The organism is Algoriphagus persicinus (assembly GCF_035156415.1).
Lineage (GTDB): Bacteria > Bacteroidota > Bacteroidia > Cytophagales > Cyclobacteriaceae > Algoriphagus > Algoriphagus persicinus.
This window is the reverse complement of the sequence record NZ_JAYEEY010000010.1, coordinates 110855-130623: the sequence shown is the minus strand read 5'-3', so window position 1 is coordinate 130623 and position 19769 is coordinate 110855. Positions and strand designations below refer to the sequence as shown.

Sequence of the window (19769 nt, the reverse complement as noted above, 5' to 3'; positions counted from 1 at the left end):
AAGGCAAGCAGGAAGGAGGCTTTTGAATCAGATTTTCAGGGGTATCATGAGGGAGCAATGGTAGAACCGAAACGATTTTTGGTACTGAAAACCATCAAAATATTTCTATAAGGAATCGTATTTTGATCGAAATTCAAATTAAGTGGATTGGTTCTCAGGGAAGTAAATCGATAGTGCATCTCTATTCTTAATGTTAAACCTGTTTTTTTGTACTTTTAGCTTTATTTTAAAAATAAAAAAGAACTATTTCTTCTGTTTTCATTCATCCAAGTAGCCGCCCTGAGTAAAAATGTCCAAGAAATTTATCGATGTAGAAAAAACCATTGAATCGAAAAACCCCAAGCTTTTGAAGTGGATGCCGGGCTTTTTGCTCAAGTATATAAAGCGGGTAACCCATGAGGATTGGATGAATGATGTGTTGGACAAAGTTGACCATCTTCATGGAATAGACTTCGCCATGGGAATTGTAAAGGAGCTCAATATTGAAATTGAGCTGGTTGGAGCCGAGAACATTCCCAAGACTGGAGGAATTATCCTGGCAGCCAATCATCCACTGGGGGGAATTGACGGGATTACCTTGATGCAGGCTATTGGAGAAGTTAGAACTGACATGCGGTTTTTGGTTAATGACCTGCTGATGACGATGAAAAACTTTCATCCCTTGTTTATTCCTATCAATAAGCATGGGAAAAATTCGGGAGACACATTGGCTGCAATTGAAGAAGCATATTCCGGCTCCTATGCAGTTTTAATTTTTCCGGCAGGACTGGTTTCAAGAAAAGATGAAACAGGTATCCGGGACTTACCATGGAAAAAGAGCTTTATTTCCAAAGCGAAGAAATACAAAAAAGATGTACTACCTTGTTTTATAGGAGGTAGAAACTCTAAATTTTTCTACAATTTAGGCTATTGGAGAAAGAAGTTGGGCATAAAAGCCAATATTGAGATGTTCTACCTCGCTGATGAATTGTATATGCAGCAAGGTAAAAAGGTGGTGATTACTGTAGGTAAACAGATTTCCTATCAAAGCTTAGATTCTTCCAAAACGGATATGGAATGGGCTGAACATGTGAAGGATATAGTTTACGAACTGGGTAAAAAAGAATGAATAGAGAAGCAGCAATAATTCCGGCAATTGATAAAGAGGTATTGAAAACTGAGTTGATTCCGGATCGGTTTTTACGATACACCAACAACGGAGACAATTTGGTTTACCTGGTTAATTTTCATAATTCCCCAAACGTCGTTCGGGAGATTGGAAGATTGCGGGAATTGACTTTTAGAGCAGCAGGCGGAGGGACCGGTCTTGAACTTGATTTGGATGAAAATGATATCTGTGAAAATTGCTACGAGCAATTGATTACCTGGAATCCTGAGGATGAAGAAATAGTAGCCGGCTATAGACTAATAAACTGCAACAATTCAATCAAGAAAGACGGGAGTCTGAATTTATCTACTACCCATCTGTTTGATTTTTCAGAGCGGTTTTTAAAGGATTACATTCCTTATACCATAGAATTGGGCAGATCCTTTGTACAGCCCAAATACCAGCCTGCTTTTGATAATAGAAAGGGAATTTTTAGCCTTGATAATCTCTGGGACGGGCTAGGAGCAGTAGTCTTGTTGAATCCAGCTATCAAATATCTTTTTGGAAAAGTGACCATGTATCCGCACTTTAGCCGTGAGGCAAGAGATTTGTTGTTGATGTTTATGCATTACTATTTTCCTGATAAAGACGGATTGGTTAAGCCCAAAGGTGAGTTGAAACTGGGCTACGAAACAGATCTGCCAAAAGAAGGAAACCCTTTTGAGGGCATGGAGTACAAGGAAGGGTATAAGTTGCTGAATGGAAGGATTCGGACCTATGGTGAGAATATTCCACCGCTGATCAATACCTATATGAATCTATCGCCTACGATGATGACCTTCGGTACCGCTTTGAACGATGAATTTGGAGAAGTGGAAGAGACCGGGATTTTGATCACACTGGCCGATATTTATGAAACCAAAAAACACAGGCACATGGATACCTTTGAGCGGGATAGTATTTACGGGAGCAGAAAAGATGTCTGATAAACTTACATTAATAGTAGGGGCAACCACCAATCCTTCCAGGTATTCCTATTTTGCTGCCAGTAGGTTGGCTGATGCCGGGATTCCTTTCATTCCTATAGGGATCAAATCAGGTGAACTTTTTGGGGAGAAAATCCTGGATTTGCGAACTAAGCCCACTTTACAAAACATCCATACCATTACCCTTTACATCGGTCCTGCCCACCAGGAAGAGTGGATGGCCTATTTGATTGACTTAAAACCCAAACGAATCATATTCAATCCGGGAACCGAGAATCCGGTATTTTTTAAGAAGGCAAAAGATGTGGATATTGAGGTTTTACAGGCTTGCACTCTGGTGATGTTGAGCGCAAGTCTCTATTAGCAAGCCCATAAAGGAACCTTTTGAGAGCCTATGTTACAAATGGAGTTTTGTGCCACTGAGTATCGGGGAAGGCTGTGTAAAGTCACTTTTTTTCTCTATCTTTCCGAATCTAAAAAAGAACATAAAATCACCTTTTTAGACCCAATTTGAGGGTTTTCTCCAAAACATATGAGTGAAGAAAAAGCGAAGAATCTAGGCGAATACGGTGCCGGTAACATTCAGGTATTAGAAGGTCTTGAAGCGGTTCGTAAGAGACCTGCTATGTACATCGGTGATATTGGAGTCAAAGGACTCCATCACCTGATCTGGGAAGTAGTTGATAACTCCATCGATGAGGCACTTGCAGGTCATTGCGACACGATCAAAGTCACTGTGAATGTAGATAATTCAATTACAGTCGAAGATAATGGACGTGGAATTCCCACTGAAATGCACACCAAGGAGAAGAAATCTGCTTTGGAAGTGGTGCTGACTGTATTGCATGCTGGAGGTAAATTCGATAAGGATACCTATAAAGTTTCTGGCGGATTGCACGGTGTAGGTGTTTCTTGTGTGAATGCACTTTCAGAAGATTTGAAAGCTACTGTTTACCGTAACGGTGTAATCACTGAACAGGAATTTAAGATAGGAATACCTCAATATCCTGCCAAGCAAGTAGGAACTACTGACCGCAGAGGTACTACCATTAACTTTAAGCCGGATTCAAGTATTTTTGCTATTACTGAATTCAAATATGAGACCATAGCCAATAGGTTACGTGAAATGTCTTTTTTGAATGCAGGGATCAGGATTTTATTAACTGACCTAAGAGAGACTGAAGACGACGGTTCGGTAAAATCTGATGAATTTTACTCTGAAGGTGGTTTGGTGGAATTCGTGCAATACCTCGACGTGAGCCGTGAGAAAATCATCGATACGCCGATTTCTATTGATACAGAAAAGAATGGAGTACCTGTTCAGGTTGCTATGAATTATAATACTTCATATTCTGAGAATGTGGTTTCCTATGTAAATACCATCAACACTTATGAAGGTGGTAGCCATGTTTCAGGATTTAGAAGGGCATTGACGCGGACGCTTAAATCTTACGCTGATAAGTCAGGCATGTTGGATAAGCTGAAGTTGGAGGTATCCGGAGATGATTTTCGAGAAGGTCTTACTGCGGTGATTTCCGTGAAGGTAGCCGAACCTCAATTCGAAGGTCAGACGAAATCAAAATTAGGCAACTCTGATGTAGTCGGTGCGGTAGATAGTGCTGTTTCCGAGGCATTACAATCTTGGCTGGAAGAACATCCCAAAGAAGCAAAAATCATTGTCGGAAAAGTGATTTTGGCAGCCCAAGCAAGACACGCAGCTAGAAAGGCCCGTGAAATGGTGCAGCGTAAGAATATACTTGGAGGTGGTGGTCTTCCCGGGAAATTGGCTGATTGTGCAAATAGTGACCCTACGGTCTGTGAATTGTACTTAGTGGAAGGGGACTCGGCAGGTGGATCTGCCAAGCAAGGTCGAGACCGAGATTTTCAGGCGATTTTACCTTTAAAGGGAAAAATTCTAAACGTAGAAAAAGCTCATGAGCACAAAATCTACGATAACGAAGAAATTAAAAACATTCTTACTGCACTGGGAGTTAAGATCGGTACAGTCAATGATGATAAGGAATTGGATCTTTCAAATCTTAGGTATCACAAAATCATCATCATGACGGATGCTGATATTGATGGATCTCATATTCGTACCTTAATTCTTACCTTGTTCTTTAGATATATGAGAACATTGATTGAATATGGCTATGTATATATTGCCTTGCCCCCCTTATATTTATTGAAAAGAGGTAAAGACGAAAGATATTGCTGGACTGAAGAAGAACGTAAAATCCTTACCGCTGACATGGCGAAGGATGGAAAAGAAGATAGTGTAGGTATTCAGCGATACAAAGGTCTTGGTGAAATGAACCCGGAACAGCTTTGGACCACTACCATGGATCCAAATGTTCGAACGATCAAACAAGTGAATATTGAATCGGCCGCAGAAGCAGATCACCTCTTCAGCGTGTTAATGGGAGATGAAGTAGCCCCCCGAAGAGAATTTATCGAGAAAAACGCGAAATACGCAAAAATCGATACCTGATCATTCAAAGGGGCTTTTTAAGCCCCTTTTTTTAATTCTTAACACAATGTTAAACCCAAAATAAGCAAGCAAAACTTTACTTGCTTCTAACTATTAACTTTGAATACGATGAAATTGGAATTAGTTGAAAAATACGATTCGATTATACAACAGAGTGACCTGGTAAGTAGGGATTTGAGTTGGTTGAAATTTAATGAGCGTGTGCTGGATCAATCCAAGAAGACGCATCGCAGCATTTTTGAAAAGCTTAAATTTCTTGCGATCACCGCTTCCAATCTGGATGAATTTTTTATGATTCGAGTAGGATCGCTATATAATTACCTCGATTACGACAAGGAAAGAGTGGATTACTCAGGCCTGCGAGAAGAGCCTTTCAAGGCAAAGTTGATGAATGAGAGTCATACATTTCATATTGCCCAGCACGAGCATTTCTCTCAGGTAATCATGCCGGAACTGCAAGAGCAAGGAGTTATACTTTGCAATATTTCCAAGCTGACAGAGAAAGAGCAGGAGAAAGTTCATGGTTACTTTATCAAAGCCATATACCCCATGCTTACTCCGATGGTGTATGATGGGTATCGAACCTTCCCGATTTTGATGAATAAGCTGTTGGTTTTTGGGGTGGTAACTACCAGTCCGGGAGACAGACAGGATATGCGCAAAATGAGCTTCGTACAGATTCCTGCTAATATTCCCCGCTTTTTCGAAATTGAGCGTGAGAATTCTCTATTTCTAATACCTATAGAAGAGGTAATCCGGGAAAATATCGTTTCACTTTTCAGGAATGTAGAAATCGAAGGAATCAGTCTCTTTAGAATCACCAGGAACGGTGATTTTACCTTAGAAGAGAGTGAAGATATGGACGCGAACTTTCTTGAAGAAGTGAAGCGTAAATTGATGGAAAGAAAAAGTGGACGTGTAGTAAGGATAGAAATAGAAGAAGGCTACAGCAAGTGGATGATGAATTCACTGCTGGAAAGATGGAATCTGAAAATGGATTCAGTGTTTCTTATAAAAAGAGCTAGTCTGATTGATTTCACAGGACTCTGGCAGATCGTAGGGAATAAAAAATTCCGTGAGCGCTTGCCGCATATTCCAGATCCAGTGAAGCCCCTTTCTTTCCCGGATGAAGGCATAGCGGATATTTTTGATGTTTTGAAGGATAAGGATATTCTGCTTCATCATCCCTACAACAATATAGATTCCATTCTGGATTTGGTGGAGAAAGCATCCGAAGATCCCGATGTGATGGCTATTAAAATGACCATCTATAGACTTGCCAAGGAAAGTAGGATTACTAAAGCGCTACTGAAAGCAGCCGAAAACGGAAAGCATGTTTCCGTACTATTTGAAGTAAAAGCTAGATTCGACGAAGAGAATAATATCCGTGAGGCTAAGAAACTTCAGAAAGCAGGTTGTTTTGTGATTTATGGAATTTCCCATTTGAAAACCCATACTAAGCTGTTATTGATCGTGAAGCGTGATGGAGGGGAAATTACTCGGTTTGTTCACTTGGGATCGGGTAACTACAATGAAGATACCGCTAGACTCTATACCGATATTGGGCTGATGACTACCAATGAGATTTTGGCCAATGATGTGTCAGAGTTTTTTAACGTAATCACGGGTCACTCCATGCCATCTCAGTACCAAAATCTGATCACCGCTCCCCGTGATATGAGAAATCAGTTGATCGAGTATATAGAGAAGGAAGCAGAAAATGCCAGAAATGGTCTTCCAAGTGGTGTTTTCATCAAAGTCAATTCATTGGAAGATTCCGAGATGATCTATGCTTTATACCGCGCATCACAGTCTGGTGTGACGATCAAATTAATTGTGCGGGGAATCTGCTGTATTAGACCTGGAAGAATGGGATTAAGTGAAAATATTGAAGTCCTATCTATTGTGGGTGATTTCTTGGAGCATTCCAGAATCTATTATTTCCACAATAATGGAGACACCAAAACCTACGCTGGAAGTGCGGATATGATGGTGCGTAGCTTTGACAAAAGATTAGAAGCACTCTTCAAAGTAGAATCTCCCTTACTTGAAAAGCAATTGATGAATATTCTTGCTTATAACCTAAAAGACAATGTGAACTCTTATGTCATGCAGGAAGATGGTACCTACCTAGCCAAGCATCCGGTAGGAGACGAGCCTGAATTCAATGTTCATCAAGAGTTTTTCCATCTAGATGTAGAAAGTGTAATGCAAGTTCAGCTTGTGGAATAAAACAAAAAAGCCTCTGCTAAAGAGGCTTTTTTTGTTTTATTACGCTCGTAAAGAACCTGAATAATTCCATCTTTTAGCCCCAGGTCAGGGACTATCATCTTTTTGGATTTCGCTGCCTGCATCACACGCTGATAGATTTTCCCGGCAGGAATTATTACATCGGCACGATCATGATTCAAGTTTAGCTTGTTTACTCGCTCCTCAAAAGTCAGCCTCTGCAACTGAATAAGTACTTCCTCGATCTTTTCAAAATCTAGGTAGCGCTTGTTTTTGCGAGGAAGAGAAAGTTCAAATATCTTGTTGATATTCCCTCCAGTGCCAATAGAAGTGACTGAGGTAGAATTTTCTAAATGCTTCAACACGAAGTTTTCCATGGAGCCCCATACTGGAGTCGCTACTTTGTCTTCCAAGGCACGAACAGAACCAATCTGAAATTATTTAGAAGCTAATTTCTCCTGATTCTGATAAATGTTTAACTCAGTGCTACCGCCACCTACATCTATATGCAAATAGGTCTTTTCATCGAAGAATTTGTTTAGAGATTTATTAATCAGCTCGGCTTCCTTATTTCCATCTATAATATTGATTTTCAGACCGATTTCCTCCTTCACTTCAAGAGCTATTTCTTTGCCATTGACGCTTTCTCGCATCGCCGAAGTAGCGCAAGCCATACAGTCATCGACTTCGTATAGGTCAATCAGAATCTTGAAAGCCTTCATTAGTTTGATGAATTTCCTCCTATTGATATCAGAGATCTTTTGGTGATTAAAAACATCCAAACCCAAACGCAAAGGGAAGCGCAAGTATTCTATTTTCTTGAAGTTGATAACTCCTTCGTATTGTGTTACGCTGCTGATTTGCAATCTGATGGCGTTGGAGCCAATATCTACTGCGGCGAGTTTCAAAGGCAGATGGGGTTAGTTGAGGGTATAGTTACGTCCACTTAATTCACTTTTTTTTCTGGGTGATTACTAGCAAAATCACCCCTGCAGCAAGCACAATTCCGCCGGTATAGGTCGGCCAGTTCACCTCACGCTTCTTGTCAGCACTTACTTGAATAGGTCCTGCATCGATTACTTTTTCTTTGGTGGTGAAAGAAAAACTAGTGCTGAATAGCATAAAAATGCCGGCGATGATTAATACAATACTGAAAATTTTCATAGTTATTTTTTTTAATTGGTTCAAAGTGTTGATATCAAACTGCCGAAGCTTTAATGATAGATAAAGTAAGCACTTCTCTCACTTAAAATGGGAAAAAATAAGGAATGCCAAATGTAGCTACTATCCAAAGGAGAATGTTCAAAGGAGTGCCTACTTTTATATAATCACTAAATCGATAATTTCCGGGAGTGTAGATCATCGTGTTGGTCTGATATCCCATTGGAGTCATAAAGCTCAAACTTGCAGCAAAAGTTACTGCCATTAGCATAGGTCTGGAATCTACATCCAGGGCCACAGCTATACTGATCGCAATAGGGGCAAGCAGTGCAGCCGTGGCATTATTTGACATCACATTTGTCATCAGAAAAGTCAATGCGAAAAGCGCACTCATAACTGCCCTTGGCCCAAACTGCCCCAGGCTTTCTACTATTGAAGCACCGATAAGCTGTGAACCACCGGTTTTCTCAAGTGCTAAGCCCATGGATAAGACCCCCGCAAGCATAAGAATTACTTTCCAATCAATTGCCTTATAAGCTTGTTCAGTATTCAATGATCCCAGCATAATTAAAGTAATTGCTCCTGCTACAGCCGTGACTACAATCGGAAATACTTCAAAGGATGCCAATCCTATGATTAAGGCTAATACAACCAGAGTTAAAACACTTTTTGTCTTGTTTAAAGCTATGCTTTTAGTCTCCGAGAGAAGGAGCAGGTCACCGCTGTTTTCTACGCTTTGGATTGATTCTTCTGTACCTCTAAGTAGCAGAATGTCACCAGCTCGTAAATCAGTTTTGGAGAGAAGGGATTCGAGCATATCTGACCTATGCCTGATTCCAATAACCAAAACCTGATTATATAATTTTTTAAAATTGAGCGATTTGATGCTCTTGTTTATTAGAAATGAGTTGGGTGTGATTAGCGCCTCATAGAGTCTTTCTTCATCGTCTGTGATGTTTTCTACATTCCATTTCAAGTCTGCTTTTAGCTCTATTCCATGGGTAGATTTAATTTTCTCTATGGTTTCTTTGTCGCAATTGAATCGAATGATGTCACCTACATGTATCGCTGTATTAGGATATACGCGCACCTTTCTTCCGTCTGACCGAATAATCTGCAATGGTTTGATTGCTAGTTTTTCAAAGATTTTCTGTTTGAAAAGGGGTTCATTTATTTGCTCATATTCATTTAGAATTACTAATTCCGAGAGATAATTTCCTAGCTGAATACTATCTCCCAGCTCTGACTTCGGTTTTCTGTTGGGTGTAAGCCACCTCCCTATTGTGAGCATATATAGCAATCCGGTAGCAAAAAAAACCAATCCCATTAAGCTCATTTCAAATACACCAAAGGAGGGCAGTCCGGCTTTTTCTACTATTCCACTTACTAGGATGTTCGTGCTAGTTCCTAAGAGTGTGCATACTCCGCCCATTAATGCACCAAAGGAGAGCGGCATCAGAAGCTTGGATGGAGGAATGTTATCCGTTTTGTTGAGTCGTATTACAGCTGGCATCAGCAAGGCTACCACTGCAGTATCACTGATGAATGCTGATAGAAAGCCCGCGGACATCATTAACGAAAAGAGGAGATGGGTTTGGCCTTTTCCAGCTTGAGAGCTCAGCTTCTGTGTGAAGTTGTCCAAAAGGCCTGTATTAAAGATTGCCGCCGACACGACAAACATGGCAGCTACAGTGATGGTGGCAGAATTGGAAAACCCGGATAGCCCTTCTTCTACATTTAGAATCCCTGTCAGTAGGAAGGCGACCATTACACCAATAGCAACTGTGTCGATGGTAAATTTTTCAGTAAAAAAAAGAATGATCGCGATTCCGATAATAGAAAAAACAAGACCGATTTCAAAAGTCATTTTTACATGTTTAGGTAATTACCCTTTTTAAGTTTGCCTCGGATGCGGAAATAACTCAGGAATCCGCCTAGTAAAAAAACAAAACTCAATACAAATGCCAAGTAACCTAAGTTTCTTACATGGTCTAATTCCTTTACCTCAAAAAGTGCTGTGCCGGACACCAAAAAGTAAAGAGCGGTTCGAATAAATGATAATAAAGTCCTATTGTTTGCGAGCGTGGTACGCTGTCTTGCCAGATAATCGCGAATTATTAATTCTCTTTCCAAGTCATTTTCCATATTTGCATTGTATTTATTTATAATGAAATAATTCAACATTTATTAATTATGAAAAGAATTACTACACTTTTCCTCTTTATTTTGATTAGTGGGAAAGCATTTACCCAAGGCGAAGAGCTGTTAACTCCACAAGATACGAGCTATTGGCTAAAAGAAATAGGCGGTGGTTTAAATCTAAATCAAGCTGCTTTTAGTGGCAACTGGCAAGGCGGTGGTGTAAGCTCACTTGCTCTGGGCGTATATCTCAACGGTCGCGCTAATTACACCAAAGAGATGTGGACTTGGGACAATACCATGGACTTCATCTATGGTGTGGTGAAAAATAAGGATGAGGAGGGACGTAAATCCAATGACCGTATTTTCCTTGATTCTAAGATTGGGTATAAGATCAATGACAAATGGAATTACTTCTTTGCAGTTAATTTCCTTTCACAATTTGCTCCCGGTTATGAATTCCCTGAGGGTGCTGATAAAATTTTGATCTCCAAGTTTGCCAATCCAGCTTATCTGACTACCTCTCTAGGCGTGGAATATAAGCCCAATGATTCCTTTAGCTTAAGGCTTTCCCCATTCTCTCCAAGGTGGACTTTTGTCACGGATACTGAATTGTATTTGAACGTCCCTACTAATTATGGGGTGGACATCGGAAAGACTGTTCGTACGGAGTGGCTAGCCTTTAGCTTGATGGCTGACTACTACAAGAAACTTTCTGAAAACTTAGCCCTCAAGCTGAGATATCAACTATTTGCCAACTACGAAACCCTTGCTTTTGATACGATTGATCATCGCCTAGACTTCGGACTGACGGCTAAAGTATCCAACTTAGTGAATGTTAGTTTGACCAGTTTGATGATCTACGATTTGGATCAGGACAAAAAAATTCAATTTAGCCAAGGTTTAGCATTGGGAATTGCATTTAAACGTGGTACCTTCCCAGAGAAGAAATAATCAGAACAAATTTTTATTTGGAATTTTGATTTGATTATAAATGTATTATTTTTGAATTCATTGTGGTAGTTAAATAATAGTTGGTTTAGTTTTCAAATAAAGGGCAGGAGATTTTCTCCTGCTTTTTTATTGTATATATCTTAGTCGCGTCAATTTTTGCTTTAAATAATCCTATTTTTTTAAAATGCTTAGTAAGCTACCTTTACAGATAGTAACCTATTTAACCTAAAATGAACACTAAAATATTTCTGATTTGTTGTTGCCTATTTATCAAGGCGACAACATCTGTAGCACAGCAGAGCCCAATTCCATATCAAGTGCTACCGCTCCAAAATTTGAGCGAATTCCAACCTAGCAGCGAGAATTGGACCATCGCCAAAGATGTGTTCTATGACCTAAATGGCCAAAAATCTAGAATCACCAATGGCACTGGCATTTTGTTGAATACTTTGAAGAAAGGGGTTAATCAAGCCATTGAAACTTCCTTTGAGCATGGCGATATTGAGTTGGAATTTGATTTCATGATGCCTAAAGGAAGTAATTCGGGCATTTACCTTCAAGGAAGGTATGAGATTCAGTTGTTTGATTCATGGGCTGAGCAAGACCCTACATTTTCAGACGCCGGAGCCATCTACCAAAGATGGGATGCGAGCAGAGGGAACGGACGTGAGGGATATGAAGGACATCCTCCACTAGTGAATGTAAGCAGAGCACCAGGGCTTTGGCAATCCATAAGGATTGTGTTCAGAGCACCTCGCTTTGATTCTCAAGGCAAAAAAGTCTCAAATGCCAAATTTATTTCTGTGCATCAAAATGGTGTACTGGTTCAAAAGAACATCGAAGTGACTGGCCCTACACATGGGGCGTTTTTTGAAGATGAGCAGGAGCTAGGACCTTTGGTTATTCAGGGAGATCATGGGGGAGTAGCTATACGGAATATTAGCTATAAGATTTATGGCTCTGAAAATGTGTCGTTGACTGATATGAAGCTCACTTACTACGAAAGCATTAAGACAATCAATGATTTTGCAAATGCTAATCCAAAGGGAGATATGAATATCGATGTCTTGGCTCATTTGGCTCCAGCTACCCGAAATGAGTTTTCAGGAACGATCGAAGGGACTTTAACAGTACCAAGTGCAGGTGAATATTTCTTCAACCTTAATCTAGCCTGGGTTCCTGATGACACACCCCCTGGGAGGATCAACGGAGCAGGAAAGCTGTTTATCGACGAAAATGAAGTTGTATATGTAGATGGTGTGACTGGCAGAGCGCATGGTTCTACCCAATTGACAGCCGGTGTGCATAAAATCAAATTGAATTACTTTAAAACATTTGGTCACTGGTATGCTCCAAGCAATGACATTACCCTTAGTGTGGAGGGAAAAGGAATAGGCAAAACAGCACTTAATGCGCCTTTGCGGGCTGATGATCCGGTAGGACAGATAGCAGTGAGAGTTTATGACAAGGCGGTAATGCAGCGAGGATTTATTATGCATCAAGGTGAGAAACGCACGCATACAGTGGCTGTGGGGGAACCTGGAGGAGCAAACTATTCGATTGATCTGAGCAAAGGAGAACTGTTGAATGTATGGAGAGGAGACTTTATAGAAACTACGCCAATGTGGTATGGTCGGGGTGAAACGCAGTTGATGTTGCCGCTGGGCAATGTGATTGAATTTGGGGCTAAGCCAAGTTTGGCTGTATTAGCTTCAAAGGATACGGCTTGGCCTGATGAAATTGTAGATTTTACCTTCGAAGGGTATGAATTGAAAAAAGATGGTACTCCAGTCATTAACTATGACATGCCAGGTGTAAGCATTCAGGAGACTTTTGACACCAAAGATTCCGGTAAGGAATTAGCCCGTACATTGAAAGTGGTCGTGGAAAATGAGAATCAACAAATCTATTGCTTAGTGGCTCAGGGCACTAACATTGAGAAATTACCAAATGGGCTTTACGCCATAGATGACAAATCCTATTACATAGAACTTGAGGGGAAGGAATCAGCGATTGTAAGGAATGCAGCAGATGGTTCCCAAGAACTTATTTTGCCTGTGAAGTTGAAAGATAGAGCGGGAGTAGTTACTTATTCAATCGTTTGGTAATAAATAGGAAGCAGCATGAAAAATTCAATGAAACTAACTAATATAAAAGGATTAGCTTTTGCCTTGACTTGCCTATTTATCGGACAAGTTGAATTAAAAGCACAGGACAGCGCGCCGGTGATGGTACTGGAGACTGAAGATGATTTTTACAAAATGATCTCTTTGCCGGTTCCTGAGGATGTGATATTGGAAGTGGGAGGAATGGCAACTTTACCGGATGGTAGCTTGGCTATCTGTACCCGAAGAGGGGAAGTTTGGATCGTTTCCAGTCCTAATATTTCGGGAAGCGAAAAACCTGTTTACAAGAAATTTGCCACCGGCTTGCACGAGCCTTTGGGACTGGCCTATAAGGATGGTGACATTTATGTAACGCAAAGAAGTGAATTGACCCGCTTGCGTGATACCAATGGTGACGGGCAAGCGGATGTATATGAGAAAATATACTCTTGGCCGCTATCAGGGAATTACCATGAGTATTCCTATGGACCTACTTTCCTGCCCAATGGAAATATGCTTGTCACGCTCAACTTAGGCTGGAGCAATAGCCTAGGTCATGGTGTGAGTTTGGTGCCATGGAGAGGTTGGGCTTTGGAGATCACTCCAGAAGGTGAAATGATTCCTTTCGCAGCAGGTATGCGATCGCCAGCCGGCTACGGAATGAATGCTGAAGGAGACTTCTTTTATACTGAGAACCAAGGTGACTGGGTAGGATCAGGAAGAATCTCCCACGTAGAGAAAGGTGATTTCCTGGGAAATGCGGAGAGCTTAGCTTGGGCAGATTTACCCGGATCACCAGTTTCACTAAGGAAAGAAGATATTCCTAATACAGGAGAACCATTTTATGATGTGGCTAAGCGGGTTCCAGGCCTGAAAGCCCCTGCGATTTGGCTACCACATGGGATTTTAGGGATTTCCACTTCAGGATTTTTGAATGATAATACGGAGGGAGGGTTTGGACCCTTCGCCAATCAGGTATTTGTAGGTGATCAAGGCCAAAGTACTATAGCGCGGGTTGATTTTGAGAAAATTGATGGGGTTTATCAAGGAGTTGTTTTTCCATTCAGAGAAGGCTTTTCTTCGGGTATTTTGAGAATGGTATGGGGAAATGATGCTTCCATGTTTGTAGGGATGACCAGTCGTGGTTGGTCCTCTACGGGGAAGGAATTGTTCAGCTTGCAGCGCTTGGTTTGGACTGGAAGAATGCCTTTTGAAATGAAGACGATCAAGTCTAAACCTGACGGGTTTGAGATTGAGTTCACAGAACCTATAGATAAGGAATTGGCTGAAGATCCTGCCATTTATCAGGTGACAGGATTTACTTATAAATATCAAGCAGCCTACGGAAGCCCAGTTATAAACAATGAACCTTGCAAAATCATTGGAGTCGTCGTTTCAGAAGATGGAATGAAGGCTCGGTTAGTATTGGATAATTTGCGTCTAGGATACATTCATGAGATCAAAGCAGAGGGTGTAAAGTCTACAGAGGGAAAACCACTGTTGCATACCGTAGGTTATTATACGCTCAATAATTTCGGAGCAGGTGAAAAAGTAGATGTGGCTCAGTTCAAAGCAAGACATGATCACGAGATGATGATGAAAGCTGCAGCCGATAGCGTAGCAAAGGCCCAAGCAGATGCCGAGGCAAAAGCTCAAGCAGCCAAGAATCAGGCAGCAGCAAAGATGCCGGCAGCTCCAAAAATGGCAAAACATGTGACCGCCATGCCAGCTTCTTGGAATGGAGCAGCTGATATTACTATCAACATGGGAACTAAACCTGGGTTGAAGTTTGATCCTGTTCAGGTGCAGGTAAAGGCAGGTAGTAAGGTCAAGCTGGTATTCCAGAATGTGGATGATATGCTACACAACCTAGTAATCGTGATGCCGGGAACGGCCATAGAAGTTGGGGAGCAAGCAATGAAACTAGGGCTGGAAGGTCAGCAGAAGGATTATATTCCTAGTACCAGTAAGGTACTAGTGCATACCAAATTGCTACAGCCAAGTGAATCAAATACGATTTATTTCATTGCTCCTACAGAACCTGGGGAATACACTTATGTATGTACTGTTCCGGGGCATTTCTATACTATGCAAGGAATATTAAAAGTGGTGGAATAGAAGCTAAATAACTAGTAAAATTATTTTACTCAATAATACCATCACTCATAATTTCATCTGTTTATTATTTTGATTTTCAAAGGTCAGATGGAATCTCGCATGGTAGATAATCATCCCAGTGTGTGACGCTTGAGTCATGCTCGATTTCATATGATTATAATTGTTTTTCCTGAGCAGTACTTTATGGCATGTATTTCAAGTTCTCATTAGAAAACACCCTGCAACACAGCAAAGCCTGAGAAATCGTAGCGGAAAACTTTGCCTATCAAACATGGGAAAAGCTATAAAATACCCCTCTATTCTTGAAGGAAGCATTGCCGACTGCAATACCCTGTCAGCGATGATAGAGAATATCGCCTCCCATACCTGTCGGAGCCCTGCAGTGGTGGTCTCGATGCAGGCTTCGCTACAGAAGAAAAACCTCAAGCTTATTTAAGCCAAGGGATACAAATACCTCTGTGTAAGCCGTACCAGGCTCAGAGAGTATACCTATGTCCCCAACAGGCTAACAACCTTATTGGATACCAAGTCAAACAAGACCATTCGGCTCAGATCCCACACTACAGAAAAGAACACGGATTATTATCTGGAGGTCAAAATCCCCTCCAAGGAAAAGAAAATCTGTAGTACACAAACTTGAAAACAAAAAAACGGAAATTGCTAAAAATCAAAGACTTCTAACCGGATAGCTGCAATGTGGGTTAATTCTTATTGTAGTAATTTAGTGGTAGTCCTTCAACCGTTTTTACCCACCCCAAAAATGGGGAGCCATTAAAGTAGTATCGACGGTTGGAGTCAATTCGCTTTGATCCGTATTAACTAATAAGATATGAACAACACTAGGAGAAATTTTGTCAAAAAGGCCGGATTAGGATTGGCAGGAGTCGGTTTGTTGATGGATGAGTCTTTTGCTGCAACCCAAATTCAAAACTCCCAATCTGTAATTAAAAAAGTGGAGCTGGCCATCGCATCCATTACAATGGATGGGTTTGGAGACCAGAATTTCGAAAAAGCCTTCGAAATTCTGCCCCAACTGCCTTTTAAAAATGTGGAGTTTAATTGTTGGTATGGCCGAACCATCACTCCAAAGGGGATTCAAGGCATAAAGGATAGATGTAATCAGCATGGACTTACACCAATTTGTGTTCAGGGAAGCTCCTTTGGGGCGGAAGGAAACATAATAAAAGATGTCGCTCACAAGCTATGGAATATTCATGCGGCCAAGCAACTTGGTTGTAGAAGGGTGAAATTTACCGGAGCAGGAAGGGGCAAAGATGGTGGTTTGGACGCTGTAATCTCCTGTTTGAAAGAAATTGCTCCTGCTGCCGAAGAGATGGATGTGCTGGTTTTAGTAGAAAACCACGCCAACAACAACATTGAGTTTTTGGAAGACTACGATCGCATATTCCAGGCTGTGGATTCGCCCTATGTTGGGATGTGCATGGACAATGCACACTTCGATGGATCCCAAGTTGACCTGCTTGAAGTGGTTGATCGATTTCATTCCAAAATCCTACATATCGACCTAAAAGACACCGAAAGGTTTGGAATTCATAAAGTCGTAAATTTTGGAGAGGGCGTTACCAGGAATGATGCGGTAATTCAGAAGATGTTGGAATATGGCTACGAAGGATATTTGTTGATTGAAATGGCGCCTCCAAGAGATGAAAATACTTTGGTAGCCGACCTCAGGAGAGCTCATGATTTGTTTAAAAAGTATGAATCACCTTCTTAGAATCACTTTAAGTTTTCCCTAAAGTAATCCAGTTTCTAGCTGAATATTGTTCTCTCTCATCAAATAGCCTAAACCCAAAATCATGAGTACAGTCTTTCTTAAACTCAGAAAAAATACCCGCTTTCTATTTTTTTTGATTCCAGCATTCTTATTTTTTTCCTGCAAAAAAAATGCTTCACCCGATCAGAATTCCCTAAGTGGAATTACCGTTTTGGATCCTAGACTTGAGCTTTCCTTGGCAGTGGAGGATCCTGCCATTGTCACCCCAATTGGAATCGCAATAGATGATCAGGATCGTGTCTATGTTTTGGAATCCCACACTCATTTGCCTCCGAAGGAATATTCAGGCCCTGATGGAGACCTAATCAAGGTTTTCCAGGATACCAATGGGGATGGAACACTCGATAGTGTAGGAGTTTTTGCAGGAGAAATTGATGAGGGGATGAATCTTGCCTTTTCTCCGGAAGGAGATCTCTATTTAGTTACCTCAAAAGCGGTTTGGGTATTCTACGACCACGACAAGGATGGAGTAGCAGAAGAAAGAAAGAAGCTGTTAGAGCTAATCAAACCGGATGAAGTTTATGCCCACGCGGCATTGTTGAGCATTACTTTTTCATCAGATGGGTGGATGTATGTGGGTAGAGGAAATACAGGAAGTGACCTCTGGATTATGCAGGGGAGTGATGGCAGTGAGGTGACTGGTTTTGGGGATGGAGGTAATATTATTAGAGCCAGAAACGATGGTTCGGAGGTAGCGATTTTTAGTACGGGTTATTGGAATCCATTTGACTTGAAATTTGACACTTATGGTCGGCTGTTGGTCGCAGACAATGATCCGGACAGTCGTGGGCCAAATCGCTTACTTCATGCGGTTCAGGGTTCTGACTTTGGATACAAATCACTTTTTGGAGGAAGCGGCATTCATCCCTATTCCGCATGGAATGCTGAGCTTCCGGGTACACTTCCCTACGCAGTAGCTTTAGGTGAAGCCCCATCAGGACTTATAAATGCAAATCTGGCAAAGTTGCCGGAGGATTATAAAGATCAGATGCTGGCTACTATCTGGGAGGAAAGTTCAATCGTCCGAGTCAGGTTTAAAGTGAAAGGATGGTCAGTGTCAGGGCAAACTGAGGTGGTTGTTCAAGGTGGAGAGGATTTTAGGCCGATTGCTTTTGCAGCGGATTCCAAGGGAAATATCTATTTCACAGATTGGGTAATTCGCTTTTACCCCAATCACGGAAAAGGCCGAATTTGGAAATTGAGTGCCAAAAAGGATGAAAAAGTTCTGGAAAGAACCAAAATCTATCAGACTCCTGAGATCGGAAATTCATTTGAAAAATCAGATTTAAGTCTTGTTTCTTATGAAGTAATCAAAGATCATTTGGTTTCAGATGATCCTTTTGAGGCTCATGCGGCTTTGATGATTTTAGAAAAAGATAATGAGAGAATAAAGTCTGCTGCCAAGGACTCCATCGCTTCGGTAAGACTGGCGGCACTTTTGGCGGCAATGAAGACTAAGGACAAATCTTTGGAATATTTGGTAGGGGATTTTATTAAGGATGAGGATCTAAGAATTCGGAAAATGGCTCTGATTTGGGTGGGTTCTGCCCAATTGACACAGTATGAAAATCAACTAGAAACTGCGCTAACTTCTGGTGAAGTGGACAATGATCTTTTTGAAACGTACCTGGAAACGGTCAAATTAATTCAGCCGCAATTCGTAAAAGCTTTTCAAAATCAAGAAATAACCAGGAGCAAATCGCTTCCAAGAGAACTTCCGGCGGATTTTATCTCACAATTTATCCAGGATAGCACCAAACCTGCTGATATTAAGGTTTTTGCATTCCGATACCTCAAGGACTTGACCTTGCATAAAGATTTCCTGCTTTCTTTTTTAGAAAAAGATCAGGAGACTCAGATTAGACAGGAAACAATATGGACCGTTCAGGGGCTTCCTGATAAGGATGTGGCTGCAAATCTTCTGAAAGTGGCTTTGGACATCGAAAACCCGGAAATCATTCGATCGGATGCCTTGGCAGTTTTGGAATCTCAACCTTTAGAAAATTGGGAAAGCATTATCTCGCTATTGGATGATCGAGAAGAAAATGTAAGGATAGAGGCGGCAAGGTACCTCAGGAGTAAAATTTCCAGCCCAGAAGTCAAAGTCGCTTTTGAAAGTCGGAGGAGTGAAACATCGGATCAAGATGCATTTCAGGAGCAGTTGATTCTTACACTGGATCAGAAGATGGCAGGAAGACCGAATAATGATGAGGAGAAACTTTGGAATGAATTGATTCAAGGGCAAGGAGATCCGGAACGAGGTAGGAGGGTGTTCTTTTCTAATACTTCGCTCTGTTCTAGCTGCCACCAAAACGACGGTAGAGGAGGAGACATTGGTCCCGATCTCAGCCAAGTTGGGAAGTCCAAAGAGCAGAAAGGATTGATCTCATCAATCTTAAAGCCTTCTGCCGAAATGAGTCCTGAGTGGCAGGGATGGTACATCAAACTCCTGGACGGGAGTTTGGTGCAGGGACGCCAAATTGATGTGGGCAACGATCAAATCGTACTCTATACCCAAGCCAAGGGCTTCATCTCAGTTTACAAAAAGGAGATCGATGAGTATGGTATGGTCAAAGAATCTCTGATGCCAGAGGGCTTGGAAGAAAGGTTAAGCAATCAGGATTTAAGGGATCTTCTGGCTTACTTGAGTCGAATGGGAGGGTATTGAGCAACTCATTGGTTTTCAAATAAAATTAAGGAAACG

At 41.2% G+C, this 19769-nt stretch carries 13 protein-coding genes and 2 pseudogenes; 11 read left to right on the top strand and 4 right to left on the bottom strand.

Features of this window, described 5'->3' with window-relative positions; translation table 11 throughout:
* Positions 1-289 precede the first annotated feature (289 nt).
* The 5 genes from U3A58_RS09800 (at position 290) to ppk1 (ending at position 6796) form a co-directional block, all read left to right on the top strand.
* Entirely contained in the window at positions 290-1108 is an 819-nt protein-coding gene (locus U3A58_RS09800; RefSeq protein WP_323823241.1) for a 1-acyl-sn-glycerol-3-phosphate acyltransferase, read from the top strand.
* Complete coding sequence (locus U3A58_RS09795) at positions 1105-2073, top strand: GNAT family N-acetyltransferase (RefSeq protein ID WP_323823240.1); 969 nt, start codon at positions 1105-1107, stop codon at positions 2071-2073. Before U3A58_RS09800 ends, U3A58_RS09795 begins: the two co-directional genes overlap by 4 nt.
* Positions 2066-2437, top strand: coding sequence for a CoA-binding protein (locus U3A58_RS09790; RefSeq protein WP_323823239.1), 372 nt, complete (start codon positions 2066-2068; stop codon positions 2435-2437). The genes U3A58_RS09795 and U3A58_RS09790 overlap by 8 nt, the downstream gene beginning before the upstream one ends.
* A gap of 168 nt (positions 2438-2605) precedes the next feature.
* Positions 2606-4564 carry a DNA topoisomerase (ATP-hydrolyzing) subunit B gene (gene gyrB, locus U3A58_RS09785; protein ID WP_323823238.1) on the top strand — a complete coding sequence of 653 codons (1959 nt, stop codon included), beginning with the start codon at positions 2606-2608 and terminating at the stop codon, positions 4562-4564.
* A gap of 108 nt (positions 4565-4672) precedes the next feature.
* Positions 4673-6796, top strand: a complete 2124-nt coding sequence (gene ppk1 / locus U3A58_RS09780) for a polyphosphate kinase 1 (protein ID WP_323823237.1) — start codon at positions 4673-4675, stop codon at positions 6794-6796.
* Here ppk1 and U3A58_RS09775 read toward each other — a convergent pair.
* From U3A58_RS09775 to U3A58_RS09760, 4 genes and pseudogenes are all read right to left on the bottom strand, one after another.
* Positions 6781-7701 (bottom strand): annotated as a pseudogene (locus U3A58_RS09775) (Ppx/GppA phosphatase family protein). The gene ppk1 and the pseudogene U3A58_RS09775 sit on opposite strands and share 16 nt — an antisense overlap.
* Positions 7702-7744: 43 nt before the next feature.
* Positions 7745-7957, bottom strand: coding sequence for a hypothetical protein (locus tag U3A58_RS09770; protein WP_323823236.1), 213 nt, complete (start codon positions 7955-7957; stop codon positions 7745-7747).
* An 82-nt stretch (positions 7958-8039) separates the two neighbouring features.
* The gene (locus U3A58_RS09765) at positions 8040-9821 is read right to left on the bottom strand and encodes an SLC13 family permease (RefSeq protein WP_323823235.1); all 1782 of its coding nucleotides are present in this window, start codon (positions 9819-9821) and stop codon (positions 8040-8042) included.
* A 2-nt stretch (positions 9822-9823) separates the two neighbouring features.
* Positions 9824-10099 carry a DUF202 domain-containing protein gene (locus tag U3A58_RS09760; protein WP_323823234.1) on the bottom strand — a complete coding sequence of 92 codons (276 nt, stop codon included), beginning with the start codon at positions 10097-10099 and terminating at the stop codon, positions 9824-9826.
* A gap of 48 nt (positions 10100-10147) precedes the next feature.
* Between U3A58_RS09760 and U3A58_RS09755 the strand changes: the two genes are divergently transcribed.
* The 6 genes and pseudogenes from U3A58_RS09755 to U3A58_RS09735 all read left to right on the top strand — a co-directional run bounded on the left by U3A58_RS09755 (position 10148) and on the right by U3A58_RS09735 (position 19733).
* On the top strand, positions 10148-11047 hold the full coding sequence (locus U3A58_RS09755; RefSeq protein ID WP_323823233.1) for a DUF3078 domain-containing protein: 900 nt from the start codon (positions 10148-10150) through the stop codon (positions 11045-11047).
* 335 nt (positions 11048-11382) lie between these two features.
* Positions 11383-13155, top strand: coding sequence for a 3-keto-alpha-glucoside-1,2-lyase-like domain-containing protein (locus U3A58_RS09750; protein WP_323823232.1), 1773 nt, complete (start codon positions 11383-11385; stop codon positions 13153-13155).
* Positions 13156-13170: 15 nt separating this feature from the next.
* Positions 13171-15270 carry a plastocyanin/azurin family copper-binding protein gene (locus U3A58_RS09745; protein WP_323823231.1) on the top strand — a complete coding sequence of 700 codons (2100 nt, stop codon included), beginning with the start codon at positions 13171-13173 and terminating at the stop codon, positions 15268-15270.
* A gap of 268 nt (positions 15271-15538) precedes the next feature.
* Positions 15539-15889 (top strand): annotated as a pseudogene (locus tag U3A58_RS21935) (IS1634 family transposase); the annotation flags it as partial.
* Between the two features lie 210 nt (positions 15890-16099).
* Positions 16100-17005: a sugar phosphate isomerase/epimerase family protein gene (locus U3A58_RS09740; protein ID WP_323823230.1), complete on the top strand. Its 906-nt coding sequence runs from the start codon at positions 16100-16102 to the stop codon at positions 17003-17005.
* Between the two features lie 82 nt (positions 17006-17087).
* Positions 17088-19733, top strand: a complete 2646-nt coding sequence (locus tag U3A58_RS09735) for a PVC-type heme-binding CxxCH protein (protein WP_323823229.1) — start codon at positions 17088-17090, stop codon at positions 19731-19733.
* Positions 19734-19769 lie beyond the last annotated feature (36 nt).